The organism is Pseudomonas sp. HS6 (genome assembly GCF_023375815.1).
Classification (GTDB): Bacteria; Pseudomonadota; Gammaproteobacteria; order Pseudomonadales; family Pseudomonadaceae; genus Aquipseudomonas.
The window spans coordinates 2,547,864-2,572,946 of record NZ_CP067412.1 but is presented as its reverse complement, the minus strand read 5'-3'; the positions used below and the strand labels follow the sequence as shown (position 1 = coordinate 2,572,946).

Below are 25,083 nucleotides of genomic sequence, written 5' to 3'. Positions count from 1 at the left end.
AAGATCGCGGGGAACGATCAGAATGTGGTGCGCAGGCCGACCTGAATGCTTCGCCCTTCTGCCGGCGCAATGTCGCGCAGGATCGAACTGGCATAGCGCACAGTCTGGTTGGTCAGGTTCTCGGCATTGACGAAGGCCAGCCATTTGCTCTGGCCGACGTCAAAGTGATACCCCACATTCGCACCCAGCGTGGTGTAGCCATCGGTGCTGCTTTCGTTGTCCGGCACCCGGTGCTGGGAACTCGCATGTTCCACATCGATGCGCGCCTGCCAACGATCCAGCTCCCACAACAGACCGGTGTTCAACCGCAGCGGTGCGATGCGCGGCAGGTCCTGGCCGTTGTCGAGGTTCTTGGCGCGGGTGTAGTCGCCCGACAGTTCCAGCGCGAACTTGCCGTAGGCGCTCTCACCGAGCTGCCAGCGATCCTGGGCTTCGATACCGCTGAAGCGTGCGCGAACGCCGGAATAGGCATATTCAGGAATACCGCCCGCATCCTCTTCCCCTTCGTCATTCAGCGTGCGCCCCGTGCCGAGCAAACCGATGTAATTGGAGAAGTGGCTGTAGAACACGCCGACGCTGCCCTTGTGCGTGCCATTGTCAAAGCGCAGGGCCAGATCGCTGGAGACGGCTTTCTCTTTCGACAGACCCGCGTCACCGACTTCGTAAGTGCCGGTCGCAACATGGGCGCCGTTGGCGTACAGCTCGTAGAACGTCGGCGCTCGCTCGGTGTAGCCCAGCGTGGCGGCGACCGACCAGATCGGCGTCAGTGTGTACACCGCGCCGGACGACAGGCTACCGGCGGTGAAACTGCTGGAGCGGTCGGCATTGGCAAAGCGCTCGTTGCCTTTGGCGTCCGGGTCGACGGTGGTGTGTTCCAGGCGTCCGCCGAGGGTGAACAGCAGGCGATCCGTGGCTTGCAGCTCTTCCAGAACGAACAGTGCGCCGGCGTTGGTATCGGTCTGCGGCACGAAGGCTTCTTCGCCCAGCGCCGAGAATTCATTGCGACTGACCTGCGCGCCGATCACCCCGTTGAACGGCCCCATCGGTTGGTGCCGGGCTTCGACCCGCGCTTCGTAGCCCTTGTTCTTGAACGTGGTGCCCACCTCACCGCCCTCGATCTCACGGTGCTGGTAATCGGTGTAACCGGCGTCGAACTTGACCGAGCTGAACAGGCCTTCCAGATTGCGGATTTCCGAGGCGAACGCGTAGTGCTCCTGCTGCATGCGAATCCGCACGTCGTCTTCGGCCGGCGAGCCGTAATTGGAGTCGTAATTGCTGTACGACAACCCCGCATATCCGTCGTCCCAAGTGTAAGACCCACCCACCGCACCGCCGTCCTGACGACCGTCGCTGTTGGCGAGGCGGTGCTTGCTGGAATCGCCGTCATCACCCGCCCGTTCGCGGCTGCTTTTGGCGTAGCCGGGGATTTTCAGGTCATTGAATTCGCGAGCGCTGGCGTCCAGGTGCAAGGCGAACTGGCCGTTGCCGGCCTCGAGTTTCCCAGCGCTGCTGCGGGTCGTGTCGGCGCCGCCATAGCGCAGTTCACCAGCGCCGTGAATGCCGTCGATGGCCTCGGTCGGGATGCGGTTATCGAAGGTATTGACCACTCCGCCGATGGCGCTACCGCCGTACAGCAAGGCTGCCGGGCCACGGACGATCTCGATGCGTTCGACGTTGACCGGGTCCAGAGGCACCGCGTGGTCGTAGGACAGCGACGAGGCGTCGAGCGCGCCGACACCGTTGCGCAGGATGCGGATGCGATCGCCGTCCTGCCCGCGAATGATCGGGCGACTGGCACCCGGCCCAAAGTAGGACGACGACACGCCTGGCTGTTTGTTCAAGGTTTCGCCGAGGCTGCCCTTTTGCTGCAACGTCAGCTCATCGCCGCTCAACACCGTCGTAGGTGATGCGAGGGTCTGGCTGCTCAGTGGATTGCCGGTGATGACTTGCGGTTGCAGTTCGAGGGGTTCGGCGGCGAATGCGGGGGATGCAATCAGCAACGCAGACGCCAACAGGCTTGGCTGAAAGGAGGGAAAACGCGAAGGCATTTCTAAATTCCGTAAGGCAGAAAAGTAAGGATCGAAGCCACTGCCACACGGACATGTCAGTGACTTCGATCAGATGAAATCATTTTTATGTTATACAATAACATTTCCAATGGCCATCACGATTCTTGCCTCAATGTTTACAACAACAGCTCAAGCACGGGCTTTTCAACGCGCGATATCGCCGTTTGCGAAAACACGCACTGCGTTCTTCCCAAAGATTCACAACAGAAAGCAGTAAAAGACTTTGCCTATCAGCCACCAATAGTCGGCCTATTAGCTGACATCCCAAGTCGGGTCTAGCCTTACTACTCCGAAGTCGGCACGAGCCGGCCGCAGAAGACCTGATAAGGACCCGAACATGGCAAATGAATCGAAATGCCCGTTCAATCACGCCGCCGGCGGTGGCACGACGAACCGCGATTGGTGGCCGAATCAACTGAACCTGAAAATCCTGAGTCAGCACTCGCCCGCCTCCGATCCGCTGGGCCAGGACTTCGACTACGCCAAGGCCTTCAAGAGCCTGGATTTCCAGGCCCTGAAACGCGACCTGACGGCGCTGATGACCGACTCCCAGGACTGGTGGCCAGCGGACTTCGGCCACTACGGCCCGCTCTTCATCCGCATGGCCTGGCACAGCGCCGGCACCTATCGCACCGCTGACGGCCGTGGTGGCGCCGGCTCCGGCCAGCAACGCTTTGCCCCGCTCAACAGCTGGCCGGACAACGTCAGCCTCGACAAGGCCCGGCGCCTGTTGTGGCCGATCAAGCAGAAATATGGCCGCAACATTTCCTGGGCTGACCTGATCGTCCTCACCGGCAACGTCGCGCTGGAATCGATGGGCTTCAAGACCTTCGGTTTCTCCGGCGGCAGGCCCGACGTATGGGAGCCGGACGAAGACGTCTACTGGGGCTCGGAAAACAAATGGCTGGGCGGCGACACCCGTTACGGCAAACACCCCGAAGCCATGCAGGAACCGGGCGACGGCACGCTGGTCGCCGAACCGGCCGAACACGGCCATGAACAAAGCCGCACCAACCAGGGCGAACGCAATCTGGAAAACCCGCTCGCCGCTGTGCAGATGGGCTTGATCTACGTGAACCCGGAAGGTCCGGAAGGCAATCCTGACCCCGTGGCCTCGGCCCGTGATATCCGCGAAACCTTCGGCCGCATGGCCATGAACGACGAAGAAACCGTCGCCCTGATCGCCGGCGGCCACGCCTTCGGCAAGACCCACGGCGCCGGCCCTGCCGATAACGTCGGGCCGGAACCGGAAGCCGCAGGCCTCGAAGAGCAAGGCCTGGGCTGGAAAAGCACCTTCGGCACCGGCAAGGGTGGCGACACCATTACCAGCGGCCTGGAAGTGACCTGGACCACGACGCCAACGAAGTGGAGCAACAACTACCTGGAAAACCTGTTCGGCTTCGAGTGGGAACTGACCAAGAGCCCGGCCGGTGCCCACCAGTGGAAGCCGAAAAACGGCGCCGGGGCCGGCACCATTCCCCATGCCCACGACCCGAACAAACGCATCGACCCGACCATGCTCACCTCCGATCTGGCCCTGCGTTTCGACCCGGCCTACGAGAAGATTTCGCGGCGATTCCTGGCCAATCCCGATCAACTGGCGGATGCCTTCGCCCGGGCCTGGTACAAGCTGATCCACCGCGACATGGGCCCGCTGTCACGCTACCTCGGCCCGGAATTGCCGCAGGAAGAGTTGCTGTGGCAAGACCCGATTCCCGAGGCCAATCACCCGCTGTTGGGCGACGCTGATGTCACCGCGCTGAAAGGCAAGGTGCTGGCATCGGGGCTGTCCGTTTCGGAGCTGGTCTCCACCGCCTGGGCTGCCGCCTCTACCTTCCGTGGCTCGGACAAACGTGGCGGGGCCAACGGCGGGCGTCTGCGTCTGGCACCGCAACGGTTCTGGCAGGCCAACCAGCCGGAGCAACTGGACAAGGTACTGAAAGCCCTCGAAGGCATTCAGAACGAGTTCAACGCCGGGGCATCGGGCAAGAAAGTCTCGCTGGCGGACCTGATCGTGCTGGCCGGTAATGCCGGGGTCGAACAGGCCGCAAAAAACGCCGGGCACTCCGTCTCGGTGCCCTTCTCGCCCGGCCGTACCGATGCGACGCAGGAGCAAACCGACGTCGAGTCGTTCGGCTTCCTTGAACCGCACACCGATGGCTTCCGTAACTACACGGCCAGCACCTATCGTGTGCCGGCCGAGGCGTTGCTGATCGACAAGGCGCAACTGCTGACGCTTTCGGCGCCAGAGCTCACCGTGCTGGTCGGTGGCCTGCGCGTGCTGGACACCAACGTCGGCAAGACGAAGCACGGGGTATTCACCGACAAACCCGGCAGCCTGACCAACGACTTCTTCCGCAACCTGCTGGACATGAGCGTGGAGTGGAAACCGACGTCCAAAGCGGCGGACGAGTTCGAAGGCCGTGACCGCAAGACCGGCGGCGTGAAATGGACGGCGACCCGGGTCGATCTGGTGTTCGGTTCCAACGCGGTACTGCGGGCACTGGCGGAGGTGTATGCCAGTTCCGATGCGAAGGAGCAGTTCGTCAACGACTTCGTTGCTGCGTGGGCGAAGGTGATGGATCTGGATCGGTTTGATCTGCGGCAATAAGGGCTTTTTACCCACCCATAAAAAACGCCGCTCGTTGAGCGGCGTTTTTTATAGGCGGTCCGGCGGAAGTAATGCGGTGTAGCTGAAACCCAACCCCCTCACCCCAGCCCTCTCCCCCAAGGGGGCGAGGGGGAAAGGGAGCCGATCTCCGTGGTTTTCAGAACCGGAGTTCGACTCGACAGATCAGGTCGATGTAGCTCGACAGAACTCCTCGGTCAGTCCCCTCTCCCTCCGGGAGAGGGTTAGGGTGAGGGCTGGATCTAAAGTTGAAACACACACTCAAGACCAACCCCAAACAACAAGCCTCAATCTTCAAGCCAAGCTCTTGCTAACCACCTCATACACATCACTGGACAACTGCCCCGAAGCCAGAATCCGCTCCAGCTCAGCCTTCATCAACGCCTGACGAGCATCGTCATACTTGCGCCAGCGCGTCAGCGGCGCCAGTTGGCGCGAAGCGATCTGCGGGTTGAAGCCGTTCAGCTCGATCACCAGATCCGCGAGGAAGCGATAACCCGAACCGTCCGCCGCGTGGAAGTTGATCAGGTTCTGCCCGGCGAAGGCACCGACCAGCGCGCGTACCTTATTCGGGTTCTTGATGTTGAACGCCGGATGCTGCATCAGGGCTTTGACCCGCGCCAGACCGCCCGGCAAGGTGCTGCCGGCCTGCACGCTGAACCACTGATCCATGACCAGCGGGTTGTCCTTGAAGTGCTCGGCGAAACTGGCCAGGGCCTTGGCCTTCTCGTCGTCGAACGGCGAGTTGACCAGCACGGCCAGCGCGGTGAGGCGCTCGGTCATGTTGTCAGCGCTGTCGAACTGCTCCAGCGTCGCCGCCAGCACTTCTGGCTTACCGCTGAGCATCAGGTAGGACAGTGCGATGTTTTGCAGCGCACGGCGGGCGAAATGCTCGGCCTCAGCCACGTACGGGGTTTTCTTCGACAAGTCGCGGTTGGCCTGATAACGCAGCCAAAAGCCCTCGAACAAGCCTTCCGCCAGTTGCTTGCGGACGAACTCGCGTGCGATATGGATGGCATCGACGTCAGCTGTTTCGCTGATTTCAGTGAGATACGCCTCGCCCGGCAGCGAGAGCATTTCCGCGACCATCGCCTGATCCAGCGTCTGATCAGCCAGTACGGTGCGCAGGGCCGAAATCAGACGTGGATCGAGCACCAGGCTTTCACCCTTCTGCTGCTGACCGATCAACTCTTGCAGCACCTGCACCGACAGTTGCTGGCCGGCATCCCAGCGGTTGAAACCGTCGCTGTCGTGCTGCATCAGGAACATCAACTGGTCGCGGTTGTACGGGAAGCTCAGTTTCACCGGCGCCGAGAAACCGCGCAGCAGCGATGGCAACGGCTGTTCAGCGATGTCGACGAAGGTGAAGGTCTGTTCGGCTTCGGTCACCGAGATCACTCGGGTGGTGCCTTGTGCCGAGGCTTCACCGGCCAGACGCAGGGCGATTTCATTGCCTTTGCTGTCGAGCAGTCCCAGTTCCACCGGGATCACGAACGGCAGCTTTTCAACCTTGTCCGGGGTTTCCGGGCAGCTCTGACGGAAGGTCAGGCTGTAGGTTTTCGCGGCCGCGTCGTAGGACTCACTCACCGCCAGACGCGGTGTACCGGCCTGGCTGTACCAGCGCTTGAACTGGGTCAGGTCGACGCCGTTGGCATCTTCCATGGCCTTGATGAAGTCATCGCAGGTCACGGCTTGGCCGTCATGACGTTCAAAGTACAGGTCGCTGCCCTTGCGGAAGCCTTCGGCGCCCAGCAAGGTGTGGATCATGCCGACCACTTCCGAGCCCTTTTCGTACACGGTCAGGGTGTAGAAGTTGGAAATCTCGATGAAGCTGTCCGGGCGTACGGCGTGAGCCATCGGGCCGGCATCTTCGGCGAACTGGTGGGTACGCAGGTACGCCACGTCCTGAATGCGCTTGACCGTGGCCGAGTTCATGTCGGAAGAGAAACCGGCATCACGGAATACGGTGAAGCCTTCCTTGAGCGACAGCTGGAACCAGTCGCGGCAGGTCACGCGGTTGCCCGACCAGTTGTGGAAGTATTCGTGGGCGACGATCGCTTCGACCCGCTGGTGCGCGGCGTCGGTGGCGGTTTCGGCGCGGGCCAGTACGGCGCTGGAGTTGAAGATGTTGAGGCCCTTGTTCTCCATGGCGCCCATGTTGAAGTCGTTCACGGCGACGATCATGAAGATGTCCAGATCGTACTCGCGACCGTAGACCTCTTCGTCCCAGCGCATCGACTTCTTCAGGCTGTTCATGGCGTGCTGGCACTTGTCGATGTTTTCCGGCTCGACATAGATGCGCAGCGCCACGTTGCGCTCGGTCATGGTGGTGAAGCTGTCTTCGACGCACCACAAGTCACCCGCCACCAGCGCGAACAGGTACGCCGGTTTCATGAACGGGTCTTCCCAGGTCGCCCAGTGGCGGCCGTCTTCACCGGGGCCGCTGGCAATCGGGTTGCCGTTGGACAGCAGCACCGGGTAGCTGTGCTGCTCGGCGACCACGGTGGTGGTGAACTTGCTCATCACATCCGGGCGGTCGAGGTAATAAGTGATCTTGCGGAAACCTTCGGCCTCGCACTGGGTGCAGAACATCGTTCCAGACTTGTACAGGCCTTCCAGTGCGGTGTTGGTTTCCGGGTGGATCTTGACGCTGGTGTCGACCGTGAAGGTTTCGCTGGCCGGTTGTAGGGTCAGGTGGTTCTCGGTCAGTTGGTAATCGTCGGCGCTCAGTTCCTGGTCTGCCAGGGTCACCGAGAGCAATTCCAGCTGCTGGCCATCGAGCACCAGCGGCGGCAGGCCAGGGCCACGGGCCGGGTTGCGGCGCATCACCAGTTGCGCGTGGACCAGACTGTGGTCCTCGAACAACTCGAAGGTCAGGTGTGTTTCATCGATCAGGTACTCGGGTGCCTGATAGTCCTTCAGGTAAATCATCTTCGGTTGTTCGGTGCGCATGCTGAAGTCCTTATTGATGCACGGCGAGCTGATAGGCCGTGTACTTGCGAATGTTGATCACGCCGGTGTCGAAGATCAGGTACTGACCCTTGATCCCCAACAGCGTGCCTTCGGCAATCGGGTTCTTGTCCAGGTTGAAGCTGACGATCTTGGCCGGGTACTGCTCGACCGGGTAACGAATTTCCAGCGGCTCGACGTCGTTGACCGGCTGAATCGCCTGCAGACCGAAACGCTCCTGCAAGCCTTGCAGACCCTCAGCGCAGTTGGCGAACAGCTGATCGCGCACTTGTGCCAAATCCACCGCCGCCGCATCGCCCTTGAGCAACGCACGCCAGTTGGTCTTGTCGGCCACCTGACTGCGGAACAGGTCTTCGACGAAGCCCGACTGCTGCCGCGTCGCCACGCGCATGATCGGCAGCGCCTGGCTGGCGCCCTGATCGAGCCAACGAGTCGGCAACTGGGTGGCGCGAGTGATGCCGACCTTGATCCCCGACGAATTGGCCAGGTAGACGACGTGGTCGGTCATGCAGAACTTCTCGCCCCACTCCGGCTCCCGGCAGGTCCCGGCGTCGAAGTGGCAGCGCTCCGGACTCATGATGCAGAGGTCGCACTGGGCCAGTTTGGTCATGCACGGGTAGCAATAACCCTGACTGAAACTGGTCTTGGTCTTGCGCCCGCAATGGGTGCAGTGAATCGCCCCCAGATATTCCAGACGCACCGTCGTGCCAATCAACGGGTTGACCGGCACCTCGACGTCATCCAGACGAAACGCGTATTGCACGTTCGGCCCGTCCAGGCGCGCCGACATTTTGCTGATTGCACCGCGGCCAATCTCGATCAATGGATGGCGTCCGACTTGAACAGGATGTTCGGCACTTCGATCGACTTCGACGCACACTCCTGCGGGCCCATGTAACCGGTGCGCTCTTCCTCGGGCAGGTTCTGCATTTCCCAGGCGATCATCGCCTGCAACGACAGTTCGCGCTGTTCGGCGGTGAGCTTGCCACCGTCGGACCATTTGCCGATCTCTACGGCCAGTTTCAGGCTCTGGTAGATATCCGGGGTGATGTTCTTGATCAGGTCGTTAAAAGAGGACATCAGGGTCTCCGTGCTCTTTATCCAAAAATTTTCAGGCGGCCAGTTTACGGCGGTTATACAAACCGCCCAACAAACCGGTGAAGCATCCGATGAGTAACCCGCCGACGTGGGCGGCGTTGGCGATTTCGCCGAAGCCGATCATCGAGATCAGCCCGGACATGCACACCAGCAACCACACCAGCATCATCACCAGCACGCCGCGCGGCAGACGATAGGCCGGGTTCGGCGCCAGCAGCTGGAAGATCCAGCAATGCCCGAGCAACCCGTAAAGTACGCCGGACAGACCGCCGAACAGACTCGGGCCGCTCCACGCGAACTGCGCGTAGTTGGACACCAGGCTGAACAGCAACGTCAGGCCGATCAGGTTGACACTGCCCTGACGCGACTCGATGCGCCGCCCCAGCTCCCAGTACCACATGCCGTTCATGGCCAGGTGCAGGATGCCGAAGTGAATCAGCATCGGCGTGAACAGACGCCACCACTGCCCCGCCGCCAGGCTGTCGGCCAATGGCGTGAAGTGGATGTAGTCGCCGATTACGCGAAAATCGAGAAAGGTCAGCCAGCGCATCGTGTCGAGGTTGTCGCCCAGATACGTCAGGCCGCCGACCAGCAGGCTCAGCAACAGAATGAGCCCGGTGGCCTTGGCGTGTTTCAGTTGCTCGGCGAAGCTCGGACGCTTGAACGTCGGCGTCGCCGGAATATCCAGTTGCTGATCCGGGTCACCTGCCGGGAAGCGTTCGTACAGCGAACGAACGTCGTCGCTGATTTCCGACGGCACCCACAGCACCTGCTCGCCCGACTCCTCGCTGACGCGGTGAGGCACCTGCATCCGTTGCAGCAGTTTGACGAAACCGCTCAGGTCCGCCGCCAATGGCAGACGCAATACCGCTACCGCGCTCATCGCAGCACCTCCGGCCGCTCGACATCGACCCAGACAAATTTATGCGGATCGAGGCGGGTTTCCTGATCCAGACGATAAGCCACCAGTTTGCCGTAGAGCACGGCGCTGTAATCCAGGCACGCGAGGTTCGGGCGGATCGGCGCCGGTTTGCCGCTGCGCCAGTAGTGACCGACGAACAGCAACGGCTCATCGACGCCATAGCGCAGCAGGGAATTCTTTTCGCTGGAAGTCAGCGGTTTCTGCGCCACCGGTTCCGGCAGTGCGTCGGGCTGGAACACGATGTCGCCGTAGGTCTGCGGGTCGTCTTCCCAGAACTTGGTGCGGAAGAACGAACGCACCAGACCGTCGCCGCTGGTCATGGTCAGGCCGTCAGGCAAGCGCATGTCGGTGCCGCGCAGCAGACGATCGAACACGGTGCAGGCGAAACTGCCCGGCACGGCCGACGCCTGGAGGAAGTGTTCATCAATGCAGCCATCGGGGAACAATGCGCGCAACGGCTCGATCAGGCCGGCATCCCAGCAGGCATGCACGACCCGGAATCGCCCGGCATCGACAAACAGCGGCAATTCATAGAACCAGTGCTGGAAGTCGTGCCAGTCGCCCGGATGATCTTCGAACTGGGTCAGGGTTTCGTGCAGCAGGCGGGCGTGGCGCGGCGTGTGTTCACGCACGAACTGCTTGCCACTGCCCGGAGGCGCCGGCGTGCTCCAGCCCAGCGCGTTGAACTCGTGGTTGCCCATGATGCACAACGCCTGACCGGCCTCGACCATGTCGTGGACGATGTGCAGCGCCTCGCGAATCCGCGGGCCACGGTCGATGATGTCGCCGACGAACACCGCCATACGCGAGGGGTGCCGCCAGACGCCTGCCTGTTTGTGATAGCCGAGCCGGTCGAGCAGGTGCTCAAGGGTCAGAGCGCAACCGTGCACGTCACCGATCAGGTCGTAGCCACGCGCGGGATCGAGCATCACTCGCCTCCACCCCCCAAGCGGCTGCCCCAGCCGAGCTTGGTACGGCACACTTCGTAATAGTTGTGGTCGAGTGGATGGATCAGCCGCAGCTTCTGCGCTTTCTTGCTGACAGTAATTGTGTCACCCGGCGCGCACGTGAAGTGGTTCTGCCCGTCACAGGAAACTTGCGGGTAAATCTGCATATCTTTGGACACGACGATTTTCAGCTCACTGTTGCCATCGACCACAATCGGCCTGCTGGACAACATATGGGGATACATCGGCACGATCACAATGGCGTCGAGCTTGGGATGCATGATCGGGCCACCGGCCGACAGCGCATACGCCGTGGAACCGGTCGGCGTGGCGACGATCAGGCCGTCGGCTTTCTGGCTGCAGACGAACTGCCCGTCGATGTACAGCTCGAATTCGATCATTCGCGTCGACTTGCCGGGGTGCAGCACCACGTCATTCAACGCGTCGCCCTGGCCGATGGCTTCGCCGTGGCGGCGGACTTCGGCTTGCAGCAGGAAGCGGTTTTCCACCAGATAATGGCCGTCGAGCACCTTGGCGACTTCGACTTCCAGCTCATCGGGACGTATGTCGGTCAGAAAGCCCAGACTGCCACGGTTGATGCCCAGCACCGGAATATTGTGCTTGGCCAGCGCCCGGGCGGCGCCGAGCAAGCTGCCGTCACCGCCGACAACGATGACCATGTCGCAGACTTCGCCGAGCATCTTGCGCGAGGAGGTTTGCAGGCCGTGACCTGGCAGGACTTCGGCGATTGTGTCTTCGAGGATCACATGCAGGTGACGATCGAGCAGAAACCGTTTCAGTCGGCGGACGGTATCCAGCACCTGGGAACTGCCCAGGCGACCGATGATGCCGATATTACGAAATTGCTCCATGGGACTCCTGCGGGGGGCTGCAACGGCGAAAACGACGATTATGGGCGAAAGCGCCGGATAGACAAAATCCTTTCAGCCCCGAGGGTGCGACCGTGTTTGAGGCTATGCTCGCAAGATGATCCTATTTCCCGATTTGCTCCAGTTGCCCCACCAATTGCGTCACCCGGAGGTGCGCGATCTGGCGTGGGTGATCCTCGCCCCGCCGATGCTCGCCACTACGCCGTGGCCGCAACGCCATCCGCTGGCGGGCAGCGATTGGGTGCACGATCCCGAACGGCTGGCGCATTGGCTGCGTGCGCTCGACCGTGACAGCTATGGCCTGTTGCACTGGCTGTCCCAGGCCCGCACCCGGCGTCTGGGTCTGTATTACGAACGGCTCTGGCAGTTTGCCGTGGAGCATGCGCCGGGGATCGAACTGATCGCCGCCAACCTGCCGATCCGCCGCGAGGGCCACACCCTCGGCGAACTCGACATGCTGCTGCGCGACCGCGACGGCGTGCATCACCTGGAGTTGGCGATCAAGCTCTACCTCGGCCCGCAGAACGGCGACGGCCGTGATCCGGCGCAGTGGCTCGGCCCCGGTTGCCATGATCGCCTGGACCGAAAACTGGCCCACCTGAGCGAGCATCAGTTGCCGATTTCCGCCCGGCCGGAAAGCCGCGCGGCCCTGGCGGCGCTGGATGTCGGGACGTTCAGTGCGCAGTTGTGGCTGGGCGGTTATCTGCTGTATCCATGGCCCGGACAGTCCGAACCGCCGAGCGGCGCTCACCCGCAGCATCTGCGAGGCAGCTGGTTGCATCAAAAGGATTGGCCGGCGTTTGTTGCCCAGCGCCCGGCCGGACGCTGGCAACCCCTGCCCCGCCACGCCTGGCTGGCGCCGGCGCATTACCCGGCGGATCAGACCTGGAGCCACGAGCATTTGCAGACCTGGCTCGATGAACTCGAACCGCTGGCCCCGGCGCAACTGATGGTGCGCCTGACCGAAAATGCCCGGGGTGACTGGGAAGAGGCCGAGCGGTTGTTTCTGGTGTCCGACCTCTGGCCGAATGTGCCGGGGCAGAACTAAACGCTCAGTCGCACCGCCAGCGCGGCCAGCGTCACCAGCAACACCGGCACCGTCAGCACAATCCCGACCCTGAAGTAATACCCCCAACCGATCCGGATATCCTTGCGCTCCAGCACATGCAGCCAGAGCAAGGTCGCCAGACTGCCGATCGGGGTGATCTTCGGCCCCAGGTCGCTGCCGATCACGTTGGCGTAGATCATCGCCTCCTTCACCACGCCGGTCGCTTGGCTGGCATCGATTGACAGCAAACCGATCAACACTGTCGGCAGATTGTTCATGATCGACGACAACAGCGCTGTCAGCACCCCGGTCCCCATGGCCGCGCCCCAGACGCCATACCCGGCAAAGACATCCAGCCAGCCGGCCAGATGATCCGTGAGCCCGGCATTGCGCAGTCCGTAGACCACCAGGTACATGCCCAGGGAGAAAATCACGATCTGCCACGGTGCCTCTTTCATCACTTTGCGCGTGGAGATCTTGTGCCCGCGAGCGGCGATGCCCAGCAGCAACGCCGCGCACACGGCCGAGATCGCACTGATCGGAATGCCCAGCGGCTCCAGGGCAAAACAGCCCACCAGCAGGATCACCAGAACCGCCCAACCGGCGTAGAACGTGGCCTTGTCGTGAATCGCCGTTTCCGGGTGATCAAGCTGTTCGGGATCGTAGGCTGTCGGAATGTCGCGGCGGAAGAACCACAACAACACCGCCAGTGTGGCGGCGACACTGACGAAGTTCACCGGCACCATCACCGCCGCATAGCGATTGAAACCGATATGAAAGAAGTCTGCCGAGACGATGTTGACCAGGTTCGACACCACCAGTGGCAGGCTCGCGGTGTCGGCAATGAACCCGGCGCCCATGACGAACGCCAGGGTCGCCGCCGGGGAGAAACGCAGCGCCAGCAGCATGGAAATCACGATGGGCGTGAGAATCAGCGCCGCGCCGTCATTGGCGAACAACGCCGACACCAGTGCGCCGAGCAACACCATGAAAGCGAACAGCTTGCGCCCGCTGCCCCGACCCCACCGCGCCACATGTAACGCGGCCCAGGCGAAAAAACCCGCTTCGTCGAGCAGCAGGCTGATGATGATCAGCGCCACAAACGTGCCGGTGGCGTTCCAGATGATTTGCCACACCAGCGGAATATCGCTCAGGTGTACCACGCCGAAAATCAGCGCCAGCAACGCGCCGAACGTCGCACTCCAGCCGACCCCGAGGCCTTTGGGTTGCCAGATCACCAGGGTGATGGTCAGCAGGAAAATCAGTGAAGCCGTGAGCATGCAGAGCGACCTTCGATCAGGGGCAGAATGGGTATCGAGGAAGCGCACCCTGCCCGTCCGTCAACTCACAGTCGAATCACGTGCCCCTCCACTGGAGGGATATGACCATGAAACAGACGAGAAATCACGCTCTGTGCTGCCTCAAGGCCGTGACTCTCCACGACCTGCAACAAGGGATTGACCGGCGCGCTGACCTGGCGATAAAACCGCTGCAAACCTTCGCCGACGTAGCGGTTCACGCGCTCCGCCCCCCATTCGACGCTGCGCTTGCGAATCTGGATCGGGGCAAAGAAAAACACCGGTCGCAGCCCTTCGACGGCACTCAGCTCTGCTTCATCGGTGGTGTGAGCGGAACCGACAAAGCAGCTGTAGACGAGGTGACCGGCGAAATGCTGATGCACCCGCTCGCGCAAACCCAGGTCGCCGGAAAAATCCACATAAAGCGTCGGACGATCATTGGCCAGCTCCGACAACTCTGCGTAAGACACTGTCCGCCCATAGCAGCCCAGCCTTTCGACAAAGGTCTTGTTACCGGTAGACGTCAATGCCACACATTCGAGCTTCGGATGTCCGGCCAGACACACCGCCGTGCCGTAGGCGGTTTTGCTCGAAGCACTGGAAAACACCACACGGCTTGCGCCAAAGAACTGATTGTCCTTAAGGAAATCCGCCAACATCAACGACGTCAAGAACAGCGGCTTGAGCAAAACCTGCAGGTTTTCCGTTGCCGGGCGGTGATACGTGTCTTCGCTGCAGCGGGTGTATTGGTTGTAAACCGAGCTCAGCGCCTGCCGGTGCTCCGTGCCGTCGTGGAAACCACGCCTGATGACCCGATCGGGACGCACCCACACATGACTGGCCAGCGGCAAGTAACCATAAAAACGCTCGCCGACCGCCACGTTTTCGACGCCGGAAGCGATCACATCGGCGAAACCCCAGGCTGGAATGTGGCCCCATTCGGCCAGCCCTGTCGGAAAGAACTCCCAGTAGTGCATCGAATCGCCATATGCAGCGTAGGAAATATTGTTGGTGGTCAGGGCGCAACGGTCGACTTTCAGGATCACCTCCCCGTCCGCCGCCACTGGACTGCGCTGCTCCTGCTCAATTCGGCTCTGGTCGAGTGCACGTTTGCGGGTCACCAGTCGCGTGACCGTGATCGGACTTTGCATCGTTCGGATTCCTGCTGCATAGAGTGGCGGGGGCGCAAACGCCACGGGCCGCGCGCCCCGATGAAAACTCCATCGAGGCGTGACCGATCATGGCCTGGGGCGGGATTGAGGCTTCAGACTTTCTTGTGCTGTTCCACAAACTGCCCATAGGCATTGATGAAACTTTGCAGGAACGGTTTGACCGATTCGTTCAACTTGCCTGCCTCATCGAACGCGGTGCCGGCGCCACCCAGGTAGGCTTCCGGCTGCTGCATGCACGGCACGTTGAGGAAAACGAAGGACTGACGCAGATGCTGGTTGGCGCCAAAACCGCCAATGGCACCCGGCGAAACACTGATCACCGCCCCCGGCTTGCCGCTCCAGACACTCTTTCCATAAGGCCGCGAACCAACATCAATTGCGTTCTTCAACGGTGCCGGAACCGAACGGTTGTACTCCGGCGTGACAAACAGCACCGCGTCGGATGAACCCACTTTTTGCCGGAAAGTACTGTAGGCTGCCGGCGGTGAATCGCCGTCGATGTCTTCGTTATAGAGTGGCAGATCGCCAATTTCGACAATGCTCAGCTTGAGGTTGGCCGGTGCCAGTTCTGCCAGCGCCAGGGCGACCTTGCGATTGATCGAGGCTTTGCGCAGGCTGCCGACGACTACGGCGACGTTATAGACATTGCTCATGGGAAGACTCTCGACTGTCCGTGGGAGGAGCCTGTAGTTATAGATGATCCGGCGACGATTCCACCAGACGACGAGGGATATTTCCCGCGTCCGGATTATTTTTTTCCCGTAGGAAAACTTACCGAGCTCGATGACGGTCTACCAAGCCGCAAATCAAGCGTTTTATCTCCAGAGGTTCTAAGCAGATGGCAGCAGTACTCGTCGGTCAGTTCCATGCAAGAGATGCGGAAGGCCGCGTTTATTCCGTGCATGAATTCCAGGAATCCAACCCGTCGGCAGACGGTTTCACCGGCATGGAGCCCGTTACAACCTACAAACTGGCGATTGGCGATCGCGTCAATAAAGTCGATGACAACGAGTTCCTGCTGGTTCAGTCGGGCATCACGTTGATTCGCGAACCCGAGCCGACTGTCGCTTCATAACCGATTGTTATGAGCAGAAGTCATCCGCGCCGAGTTGGGGTAGGATTCAGCCACTGACCCCAACGGCCGGACATGGACTTCACGCATGCGTTTACGTCATATCGAGGTGATTCAGGCGCTTTTACAGACGGGTCACGTGGGCACCGCCGCCGAATGGCTGCAATTGCCGACGGGCGACGTCGAGGAGCGGTTGCGCGAAGCCGAGAGTCAGCTGGGGTTCATGCTGTTCGCCAGCGTACGCGGACGGCTTCAGGCCACGGCCGAAGCCCGTGCGCTGCAAGTCGAAATCGCCCACATCTATGACGCGCTGGAACCGGTGCAACGGCTGGCCAGCAGCCTCAAGCAATACCTCTCCCCGCCTCTGCGAATCATCGGCACCCCGCCGCTGGCCCAGCAACTGTTGCCGCAAAGTCTCGCCGCACTGCGTCGGCGTCTGCCGGACGTCCCCTGCACGCTGCTCAGCGAGCCCACTCGCCACATTGTTCGCAGCCTGTTGCTGCGCGAGAGCGATCTGGGCCTGAGCCTGCACGACCCCGAACACCCCGATATCGATTGCCAGGTGCTGGCGCAAGGCAAGCTGCAATTGCTCGCGCCCCACGGCTGGCTGCAACCGAAGCAAAAGTACATTTCACTGCAAGACCTGGCGGGCCAGGCGATGGTCGGCCTCGAAGGCCAGGACCCGTTAAGCCCTGCGCTGGAGCACAAGCTTCAGGCCTTGCGCCCGGCACCAAGCATCCAGACCCGGGTGCAGACCCATCAGATGATGCGCAGCATGGTCGAGGCCGGTGAAGGCCTGGCCATCGTCGACCCGTTCACCGCTCTCGGCGCCCGCGCTGGTGGCCTCGATGTCTGCCCTCTGTCACCGGCCGTACCGATCAGCCTCTATGCACTGACCTTCAAACACGCAGCGCCGCCATCGGCCGTCCAGACCCTGCTCACGATCGTCACGGAACAAGCCGCGGCGATGCTGGCGAGCTGATCGGGCTTTCCAGCGGATTATCGAATATTCGATACCAGAACAACGCCACTTCGGCGGTGTTCGGGTCGATCCCGCGATAACGCAAATGGTCGATGCCACCAATCACGTAACCGCAGCGCTCATACAAACGACAGGCACCGAGGTTGTTATTCTGGGTCTCGAGCATGATCCCCGGCAGTTTTTTCTTGCGGCTCCAGAACTGCGCCACGTCCAGCAATGCCTTGGCCACACCGTGACGCCGAGCCGGCGCGTGTACCGCCAGTTCATCGATGTGAGCAAAACCGTTCCAGTTGGTACTGATCACCAGATGCCCCACCGGCTGATCTTCCAGATACGCCATAAAAATCGCACTGTCGGCGGCATCGCGAAAACTACTGAACTCCTCGGGATCGATGCCGTAGCACTTGCGATACGGCACGATCGGCGTCACGCCCCACTGCGCGACGGGTTTGCCGATTTCGGCTGCACCATAGGCGGCGACTTCGAAACTGAAATCGCTGCCCCAGATGTACGAGGCAAAGCCATCGTCAGCGACGCGCACCGACAGCCCTGGGTATTTTGGATTCATGACCGGTTGCATACTGGGAAACGCCCTCATTCCTTGACGCAATCGACGGTGTAGTGCCGTCCATTGCCCTCATCTTCGTGTTGCAGACCGTGCACATCGACCACGAAACCCGGAAAACTCTCATCGAACGTGCGGGCAAATTTCAGGTAATCGATGATCGACCGAGTGGATTCGGTAAAACGTTCACCGGGCATGATCAACGGAATTCCCGGCGGATACGGCACTAGCATCACCGCCGCGACGCGACCGTCCAGCTCATCGATCGGCACCGCCTCGACTTCGCCGCGCACCAGCTGATCGTAGGCGTGGGCCGGCTTCATGGCGATTTCCGGCAGCACGGTGTACATGCGTTTAAGGTGCTTGGCGGTGGCATTGCTGCGATAACAGGCGTGGAGCTGGTCGCAAAGATCGCGCAGGCCCATGCCGCGATAGCGCGCCGGAGCTTCCTGAGCGACACACTTCAGGCAGGTGTCGAGACTGACGTTGGCGTCGTAGCTGCGCTTGAACTCCAGCAGTTCGGTCAACAGCGTGCTCCACTTGCCCTTGGTGATGCCCATCGAGAACAGCACCAGGAACGAATACAGCCCGGTTTTCTCCACCACCAGCCCGCGCTCCCAGAGAAAACGACTGACCACCGCCGCCGGAATCCCCTTGTCGCTCAACGCGCCGCCAGCGGTCAGGCCTGGCATCACCAGAGTGACCTTGATCGGATCGAGCAGCACGTAGTTGTCGCTGACCTCGCCGAAACCGTGCCAATCATCCTCGGGTTTCAGCAGCCAGTCTTCGGTCTGCACCCGATCGATACCCTCGACACCCGGTGGCTGCCAGATCGAGAACCACCAGTCATTGGCGTCGATGTGCCCACGCAGATTGGCCAGCGCCCGGCGAAAGCTCAAGGCTTCATCGAAGGTTTCCTGCAACAGCGAACGCCCGGCCGGGCCTTCCATCATGGCCGACGCCACGTCCAGCGAAGCGATGATGCTGTACTGCGGCGACGTCGAGATGTGCATCATGAACGCTTCGTTGAACCGGTCACGGTCCAGTTGCCGCGCACCGCCGTCCTGCACATGAATCATCGAAGCCTGACTGAACGCCGCCAGCAGTTTATGGGTGGAATGGGTGGTGAACACCAGCGGACTGTCGGCGCTGCGCGAGGTGGCCATGCCATAACGGCCGGCAAAGAATTCGTGAAACGCCGCGTAGGCGTACCAGGCTTCGTCAAAATGCAGGACTTCGACGCTGTTGCCCAGACTCTGCTTGATCAGTTCGGCGTTGTAACAGAGGCCGTCGTAGGTGGAGTTAGTGACGACGGCGAGTTTGACTTTCGGCTCCCGGCCCTTGGTCAGTGGACTGGTGTCGATCTTGGCCTGGATCGATTCGCGACTGAATTCGCTCAACGGGATCGGGCCGATAATCCCCAACTCATTGCGCTCCGGGCACAGGTACAGCGGAATCGCCCCGGTCATGATGATCGCGTGCAACACCGACTTGTGACAGTTGCGATCCACCAGCACCAGATCATCGCGCCCGACCATGGAGTGCCAGACGATCTTGTTGGCAGTCGAGGTGCCATTGATCACGAAAAAGGTGTGATCGGCGCCAAAATTGCGCGCAGCCCTTGCTTCTGCCTCGGCCAAAGGCCCGGTGTGATCGAGCAACGAACCCAGCTCCGGCACCGACACCGACAAGTCCGAACGCAGGGTGTTTTCACCGAAGAACTGATGAAACGCCTGCCCCACCGGACTTTTGTGATACGCCACACCGCCGCCATGGCCCGGGGTGTGCCAGGAATAGTTGGAGTCCGCAGTGTGCTGCACCAAGGCCTTGAAGAACGGCGGCAATAGCCCATCCAGATACTTGCGCGCTGCCCGCGCCACTTGCCGGGCGAGAAACGGCACGGTGTCTTCGAACAGATAGAGAATGCCGCGCAACTGATTGAGCTCGGCCATGGCATCGGCCGGGGCGTTCTCCAAAGTGACCTGCTCACCCAGCGCGAAGATTGGCAAGTCCGGCGCCCGCACGCGGGCCAGACCGATCAGTTCGGCCATGTTCTGCAACAAATGGGAATTGGTGCTCGCATCTTCGGCGGCGATCAACATGCACGCCAGACCGTGGTGGGTCGAAGCCACCAGCCGACCCTCGGTGTAATCCGTGGCCGAAACGATGCTGAAACCTTCCTGCTCCAGTTCATGGGCGATACCGCGAATGCGTTCGCCGGCAACCGTGTCGGCCTTGATGTCGCGGTGGACGATCAACACCGGGAACTTCAGATCTTTGTACATGGGGCTCAGTGTCCTGAGGCGGCGGAGAGTGATCTGCCAATGTCCTCAGGGTAGAGGGTCGGAGCGGATGTGGCGAGGGTGGCCAGTTGTCAGTACTGCCAAAACGAAGGATCGTCCGAACACGGCCTGAGTGTTCGGACGATCCTGTGCGCTTTACGCCTGAGCCTCGGCTTCCAGAAGCTGAGTCCACAACGCCGGTGCGCCGGCCGACTTTGCGATGATCCCCAGCCGAACCTGATGCTCGGCCAGCTCGGCTTCGGTGGCGCGAATGATCCGCCCCGGCTGACGATCCGCCGGCAGACGGCGGATTTCGGTGGCGGAGTTATCCGCACCGTTGCCGGTTCCGTTGCCGTCGGAGGCGTTGCCGGCCAGCGACAGGCTGGTCTGGCCACCGGTCATGGTCAGGTAGACGTCGGCGAGAATCTCCGAGTCGAGCAATGCGCCATGCAGCTCGCGGCCGGAGTTGTCGACGCCATAGCGTTTGCACAGGGCATCGAGGCTGTTGCGCTGACCCGGGTGACGTTCCCGGGCCATCATCAGGGTGTCGAGGATCGTGCAGTGCTGCGTGATGTCAGCACGATCCTGCTGGCCCATCAGGGCGAATTCGTTGTTGATGAAGCCAACGTCGAACGCCGCGTTATGGATGATCAGTTGCGCGCCGTTGATGAACTCGAAGAACTCATCGGCCACTTCGGCAAAGCGCGGCTTGCCGACGAGGAATTCGTTGGTGATGCCGTGGACGCCGATCGCGCCTTCGTCACTCTCGCGGTCCGGTTGCAGGTAAACGTGAAAGTGCCGGCCCGTCAGGCGCCGACCGATCAGCTCGACACAACCGATTTCGATAATCCGGTGGCCGTCGGTCACCGGCATGCCGGTGGTTTCGGTATCGAGTACAACGGATCTGGTGGCCATCAGTGTTCAGCTCTCAACGGGGTCAATCGTACAAAAACGGCGATGTTAACACGCTCATGGTGCGCGTCGCCCACGGGCGGGTGATCGGCGCTCATGCAGTTTTTAACAATCATTAGCAATGTTCATAAAGTCTGGGGGAAACCGGCTTGTTAGCGTGCGCGGCTTGTTTCTCACGGACTCAGGCACCTCATGAAAACTGCACGGATTTTACTGCTCGGCGGCTGTTTGCTGATGGCCGACGCGCACGCCACCAGCTTCGTCATCAGCACCGACATCACCATGAGCCTTACGCTCAGTTCCAGCAAAGGCACCAGCGGTTCGTTCAAGGACGACAAAATCGTGCTGGCCGCCAAGGATGATGCGGCGGCGTTTGTTGCCAGCAACGGGGAGATTCGCGGTGCGCAGATGGAAGCGGCATTCCAGCGGATTCGCAGCCTGTTGCCAGAACTGCCTTCCACCGACCTGCAACTGGCCAGCGCCATTTTGATGCTGTGATCAGTCCTGCTTGTAACCGCGAATCTCATCCACCCCACGGTTGGCCAACTGGTCGGCGCGTTCGTTGCCGTGGTGGCCGATGTGGCCGCGTACCCATTTCCAGGTGACGTTGTGGCGGTTGACCTGCTCGTCCAGCTCTTTCCACAGGTCGGCGTTTTTTACTGGCTCTTTGGCGGCGGTTTTCCAGCCGCGTTTCTTCCAGTTGGCCATCCACTCGTTGATGCCTTTCATCACGTATTGCGAGTCGGTCACCAGCAGCACTTCGCAAGGACGCTTGAGGGCTTCCAGGCCGCGAATAGCACCGAGCAGTTCCATGCGGTTGTTGGTGGTGTTGGCTTCGCCGCCCCACAGTTCCTTTTCGACGCCCTTGCACACCAGCAAGGCGCCCCAGCCACCCGGGCCGGGGTTGCCCTTGCAGGCGCCGTCAGTGAACAGTTCTACGCTATCGACGCTTTCGCTCATGCCAATCTATCCAGAAAAAATGCGGGGCCCCGCCGATCACGGATCGACGATGGCCGAGGCCGGGACAGACCCGGCCACAAATAAAAGAAGGTTTACGGTTCGATACGGCGGCGATTGACCTTGGCCATCGGCAGCGGAATCAGCTTGCCCATCGGTTCGCGGCGCTCCTGACGCACCGGACGCAGGCCGACAACGATCTTGCGCGCGACCAACAGATAAAAGCCGCCGCCCGACAGTTGCCAGTCGCCAGCCTTGCGTTCCCAGCCGGCCAGACGGGCCTGCCACTTGGGTGACGCGAGCGGCGGACGATAGCACCCGAAGCGGCGTTTCTCCAGCGCGAAGCCCAGCAGGTTGAGCCAGTCGGCCACCCGCGACGGCGAGATGCAGCGCGCCTGATGCAAGGCGTCATGGGCGAACACATGACGCAGGCCCCAGGTGCTCCAGGGATTGATGCCGACGATCAGCAGGTGCCCGCCGGGGCGCACGCTGCTGGCCGCTTCACGCAGCAAGCCATGGGGCGACAGGCAGAAATCCAGACCGTGCTGCAACACCACCACGTCGGCGGCGTGCTCGCTCAACGGCCAGGCCTGCTCTTCGCAGACGATCTCGACACCGGGCAACGGCGCGCCAAGTCGCACGTTGCGCTGCACTTGCGGCGCCGACGGCGGTGTTTCGGCGGACGGGCCGTAATGCACCAGATAACCGCCGAAGAACCGGCCCAGCTCGTCTTCGAGCATGCGGCGTTCCTCGTCCAACAGAAATTGCCCGAGGGGGCCGGACAGCCATTCACGCGCTGCACCGATCAGCGCGAGCCAGTCTGGATCGGCCTGAGCGAACGCTTTATCGATCATTGCATTCTCCAACACGCCAGGAACCTCTAAGATGCGCCAATGTTACCTGCTTGGCGAATCCGAAGATGATACAGATCAGTGCCCTGCCCGCCTTCACCGACAACTACATCTGGTTGTTACAGGATCATGCCACCCAGCGTTGCGCGGTGGTCGATCCGGGAGATGCCGCCCCTGTGCAGGCGTGGCTCGCCGCGCATCCGGGCTGGGTGCTTGGCGACATTCTGATCACTCATCATCATCACGACCATGTCGGCGGTGTCGAGACACTTAAAAAGGCTACGGGCGCCACCGTTTACGGTCCGGCCAGCGAAAGCATTCCGGGACGAGACGTAGCCCTCAAGGACAACGACAAGGTTCGTGTGCTCGGCTGGGACTTCGATGTCTACGCCGTTCCCGGCCATACCCTGGGGCACATCGCCTATTACCACCACGGCCTGTTGTTCTGCGGCGACACCCTGTTCGCCGCCGGTTGTGGCCGGCTGTTCGAAGGCACACCGGAGCAGATGCACCATTCGCTCGGTCGTCTGGCGGCATTGCCGGAGGACACGCTGGTCTACTGCACTCACGAATACACCCTGAGCAACCTGAAATTTGCCGCCGCCGTGGAACCTGGCAACCCGAACATTGCCGCCCGTCTGGAAAAAGTCACCCAGCAACGGCAGAAAGGGGTCATGACCCTGCCCTCGACCATTGCCCTGGAAAAGCTCACAAACCCGTTTTTGCGTACCAGTGAAACATTAGTTACACAAAAAGTGGACGAACGGAATGGCGCTCAAAACCGGGCGCCGAGTGAGGTTTTTGCGGCTCTGCGGGCTTGGAAAGATAAGTTCTAAGCCGTTCACCACTTGGTACAAAAACTCTCAATGGTTGACCGCAAGGGGTGCGCTTTCTAGAATCCCCCGACATTTTTGCCCGGAACTTACTTCCAGCCAATGTCGTCATCCATACGTAAGTCCGTCAATTCAGACGCATTGACCCGCCTGGCGCAAGCCATCGCGGTGGCTGTGTCCGCCACGCTGGCGGGCTGTTCCAGCCATGCTCCGCAGACTGAAGCGACTCATACGCCGAACATTGCTGCGCGAGCCAAGCAGAAGCCCATCTGGTTGTCCGAGAAGCCCAGCCCGCAGGTGCCCCAGGACATCTGGGAACGCATGCGCGGCGGTTTCCAGCTCCAGGACGGCCTGGGCGTGAACCCGCGCATCGAACAACAGCGCCTGTGGTTCGCCAGTAACCCTTCCTTTCTCGAAAACGCCGGCGAACGCGGCAGCCTCTACATTCATTACATCGTCGAGCGCCTCGAAGAACGCAACATGCCGCTGGAACTGGCCCTGCTGCCAGTGATTGAAAGCGCCTACAACCCGATGGCCTATTCCCGGGCCGACGCGGTGGGTCTCTGGCAATTCATCCCCTCCACCGGGCGTTACTACAACCTGCGTCAGACCCGTTTCTACGACGGCCGTCGCGACATCACCGCCTCGACCACAGCGGCGATGGATTACCTGACCCGTCTGCACGACATGTTCAACGGTGACTGGCTGCTGGCCCTGGCGGCCTACAACGCCGGCGAAGGCACGGTCAGCCGCGCCATCGAGCGCAACGAAAAGCTGGGTCTGCCGACCGACTACTGGAACCTGCCGCTGCCGGCAGAGACCCAGGCCTACGTGCCCAAACTGCTGGCGCTGTCGCAAGTGGTGCTGTCGCCGGAAGCCTACGGGGTGAACCTCAACCCGATCGCCAACGAACCGTATTTCCAGGTCGTCGAAATCAACCAGCGCATGGACCTGTCCAAGGTCGCAGCGGTGGCCAACATCGACGAAGACGAGCTGTTCCAGCTCAACCCGGCCTTCAAGCAGCGCACCACCATCGACGGCCCGCAGCACCTGCTGGTGCCGACCTCGAAGGCGCAACTGCTGACCGCCAGCCTGCAGACCATGCGTCCTGAAGAACTGATCAGCCCTCGTTCGCTGAAACCGGTCTTCGAAGGTGCCGATCCGACCGAAGTCGCCAAGCTCAAGCGTGCTTACCGAGTCAAACGCGGTGACAACCTCGCGTCCATCGCCAAGGCCAACAAGGTCGACGTCAAGAACCTGCAACACTGGAACAAGCTGACCGGCAAGAACCTCAAGGTCGGCCAGACCCTGGTCATGCGGGACACCACCAAGCGCACGCCGGCCCGCAACACCAGCGGCGGACGCATCAACACAGTGCTGGCGGCCAACAGCAAGACCAGCAGCAAGACCGACAACCAGAAACAGACCCAATACAAGGTCAAGCAAGGCGACACGCTGTACGTGGTGGCCAAGCGTTTCAACGTCGAGATGCAGCATCTCAAACGCTGGAACCCGGGCGCCGGCAAGGCGCTCAAGCCTGGGCAGATGCTCACGGTTTACCAGCCGCACTGATAAAGAGCCCCTGA

At 61.2% G+C, this 25,083-nt stretch carries 22 protein-coding genes; 7 read left to right on the top strand and 15 right to left on the bottom strand.

Annotation, left to right across the window (positions count from 1 at the left end; all coding sequences use genetic code 11):
- Window positions 1-17 precede the first annotated feature (17 nt).
- Window positions 18-2,048, bottom strand: coding sequence for a TonB-dependent receptor (locus JJN09_RS11875; protein WP_249490290.1), 2,031 nt, complete (start codon window positions 2,046-2,048; stop codon window positions 18-20).
- A 358-nt stretch (window positions 2,049-2,406) separates the two neighbouring features.
- Between JJN09_RS11875 and katG the strand changes: the two genes are divergently transcribed.
- Window positions 2,407-4,680, top strand: a complete 2,274-nt coding sequence (katG, locus tag JJN09_RS11870; protein ID WP_249490289.1) for a catalase/peroxidase HPI — start codon at window positions 2,407-2,409, stop codon at window positions 4,678-4,680.
- A gap of 312 nt (window positions 4,681-4,992) precedes the next feature.
- Here the strand turns inward: katG and pepN are convergent, their stop codons facing one another.
- The 6 genes from pepN to JJN09_RS11840 are packed head-to-tail and all read right to left on the bottom strand — an operon-like array spanning window position 4,993 to window position 11,507.
- A complete protein-coding gene (pepN, locus tag JJN09_RS11865; protein ID WP_249490288.1) occupies window positions 4,993-7,650 on the bottom strand; it encodes an aminopeptidase N in 2,658 nt (885 codons plus the stop codon).
- A 10-nt stretch (window positions 7,651-7,660) separates the two neighbouring features.
- A complete protein-coding gene (locus tag JJN09_RS11860; RefSeq protein WP_249490287.1) occupies window positions 7,661-8,491 on the bottom strand; it encodes a DUF2797 domain-containing protein in 831 nt (276 codons plus the stop codon).
- Window positions 8,488-8,748, bottom strand: a complete 261-nt coding sequence (locus JJN09_RS11855; RefSeq protein ID WP_007956913.1) for a YeaC family protein — start codon at window positions 8,746-8,748, stop codon at window positions 8,488-8,490. Before JJN09_RS11855 ends, JJN09_RS11860 begins: the two co-directional genes overlap by 4 nt.
- A gap of 31 nt (window positions 8,749-8,779) precedes the next feature.
- The gene (locus JJN09_RS11850; protein ID WP_249490286.1) at window positions 8,780-9,649 is read right to left on the bottom strand and encodes a rhomboid family intramembrane serine protease; all 870 of its coding nucleotides are present in this window, start codon (window positions 9,647-9,649) and stop codon (window positions 8,780-8,782) included.
- Window positions 9,646-10,617 (bottom strand): metallophosphoesterase, encoded by a 972-nt coding sequence (locus JJN09_RS11845; protein ID WP_249490285.1) that lies wholly within the window; start codon window positions 10,615-10,617, stop codon window positions 9,646-9,648. The genes JJN09_RS11850 and JJN09_RS11845 overlap by 4 nt, the downstream gene beginning before the upstream one ends.
- Window positions 10,617-11,507, bottom strand: a complete 891-nt coding sequence (locus JJN09_RS11840) for an NAD(+) kinase (protein WP_085733063.1) — start codon at window positions 11,505-11,507, stop codon at window positions 10,617-10,619. Before JJN09_RS11840 ends, JJN09_RS11845 begins: the two co-directional genes overlap by 1 nt.
- A gap of 115 nt (window positions 11,508-11,622) precedes the next feature.
- Here JJN09_RS11840 and JJN09_RS11835 point away from each other — a divergent pair, with 115 nt between their 5' ends.
- Window positions 11,623-12,573, top strand: a complete 951-nt coding sequence (locus tag JJN09_RS11835; protein WP_249490284.1) for a DUF1853 family protein — start codon at window positions 11,623-11,625, stop codon at window positions 12,571-12,573.
- Here the strand turns inward: JJN09_RS11835 and JJN09_RS11830 are convergent.
- From JJN09_RS11830 to JJN09_RS11820, 3 genes are all read right to left on the bottom strand, one after another.
- Window positions 12,570-13,853, bottom strand: a complete 1,284-nt coding sequence (locus JJN09_RS11830) for an arsenic transporter (protein WP_249490283.1) — start codon at window positions 13,851-13,853, stop codon at window positions 12,570-12,572. The genes JJN09_RS11835 and JJN09_RS11830 overlap by 4 nt on opposite strands.
- Window positions 13,854-13,918: 65 nt before the next feature.
- Window positions 13,919-15,022 carry a DUF2855 family protein gene (locus tag JJN09_RS11825; RefSeq protein ID WP_249490282.1) on the bottom strand — a complete coding sequence of 368 codons (1,104 nt, stop codon included), beginning with the start codon at window positions 15,020-15,022 and terminating at the stop codon, window positions 13,919-13,921.
- Between the two features lie 113 nt (window positions 15,023-15,135).
- Entirely contained in the window at window positions 15,136-15,696 is a 561-nt protein-coding gene (locus JJN09_RS11820; RefSeq protein WP_249490281.1) for an NADPH-dependent FMN reductase, read from the bottom strand.
- A gap of 185 nt (window positions 15,697-15,881) precedes the next feature.
- Between JJN09_RS11820 and JJN09_RS11815 the strand changes: the two genes are divergently transcribed.
- The gene (locus JJN09_RS11815) at window positions 15,882-16,118 is read left to right on the top strand and encodes a hypothetical protein (protein ID WP_085733066.1); all 237 of its coding nucleotides are present in this window, start codon (window positions 15,882-15,884) and stop codon (window positions 16,116-16,118) included.
- Between the two features lie 85 nt (window positions 16,119-16,203).
- Complete coding sequence (locus tag JJN09_RS11810; RefSeq protein WP_249490280.1) at window positions 16,204-17,097, top strand: LysR substrate-binding domain-containing protein; 894 nt, start codon at window positions 16,204-16,206, stop codon at window positions 17,095-17,097.
- On the opposite strand, the gene JJN09_RS11805 is transcribed toward JJN09_RS11810, so the two are convergent.
- The 3 genes from JJN09_RS11805 to dnaQ form a co-directional block, all read right to left on the bottom strand.
- Window positions 17,063-17,677: a GNAT family N-acetyltransferase gene (locus tag JJN09_RS11805; RefSeq protein WP_249490279.1), complete on the bottom strand. Its 615-nt coding sequence runs from the start codon at window positions 17,675-17,677 to the stop codon at window positions 17,063-17,065. The two genes, JJN09_RS11810 and JJN09_RS11805, sit on opposite strands and share 35 nt — an antisense overlap.
- Window positions 17,678-17,691: 14 nt before the next feature.
- Window positions 17,692-19,947 (bottom strand): Orn/Lys/Arg decarboxylase N-terminal domain-containing protein, encoded by a 2,256-nt coding sequence (locus JJN09_RS11800; RefSeq protein WP_249490278.1) that lies wholly within the window; start codon window positions 19,945-19,947, stop codon window positions 17,692-17,694.
- A gap of 153 nt (window positions 19,948-20,100) precedes the next feature.
- Window positions 20,101-20,859 carry a DNA polymerase III subunit epsilon gene (gene dnaQ, locus JJN09_RS11795; protein ID WP_249490277.1) on the bottom strand — a complete coding sequence of 253 codons (759 nt, stop codon included), beginning with the start codon at window positions 20,857-20,859 and terminating at the stop codon, window positions 20,101-20,103.
- Window positions 20,860-21,048: 189 nt separating this feature from the next.
- On the opposite strand from dnaQ, the gene JJN09_RS11790 reads away from it, so the two are divergent.
- Window positions 21,049-21,354: a DUF2388 domain-containing protein gene (locus JJN09_RS11790; protein WP_249490276.1), complete on the top strand. Its 306-nt coding sequence runs from the start codon at window positions 21,049-21,051 to the stop codon at window positions 21,352-21,354.
- Here JJN09_RS11790 and rnhA read toward each other — a convergent pair whose 3' ends face one another.
- Window positions 21,355-21,816, bottom strand: coding sequence for a ribonuclease HI (gene rnhA, locus JJN09_RS11785; RefSeq protein WP_249490275.1), 462 nt, complete (start codon window positions 21,814-21,816; stop codon window positions 21,355-21,357).
- A gap of 92 nt (window positions 21,817-21,908) precedes the next feature.
- The gene (locus tag JJN09_RS11780) at window positions 21,909-22,667 is read right to left on the bottom strand and encodes a methyltransferase domain-containing protein (protein ID WP_011333614.1); all 759 of its coding nucleotides are present in this window, start codon (window positions 22,665-22,667) and stop codon (window positions 21,909-21,911) included.
- A 65-nt stretch (window positions 22,668-22,732) separates the two neighbouring features.
- On the opposite strand from JJN09_RS11780, the gene gloB reads away from it, so the two are divergent.
- Window positions 22,733-23,500 (top strand): hydroxyacylglutathione hydrolase, encoded by a 768-nt coding sequence (gene gloB, locus JJN09_RS11775; protein ID WP_249490274.1) that lies wholly within the window; start codon window positions 22,733-22,735, stop codon window positions 23,498-23,500.
- Between the two features lie 99 nt (window positions 23,501-23,599).
- Window positions 23,600-25,069: a transglycosylase SLT domain-containing protein gene (locus JJN09_RS11770; protein WP_249490273.1), complete on the top strand. Its 1,470-nt coding sequence runs from the start codon at window positions 23,600-23,602 to the stop codon at window positions 25,067-25,069.
- Window positions 25,070-25,083 lie beyond the last annotated feature (14 nt).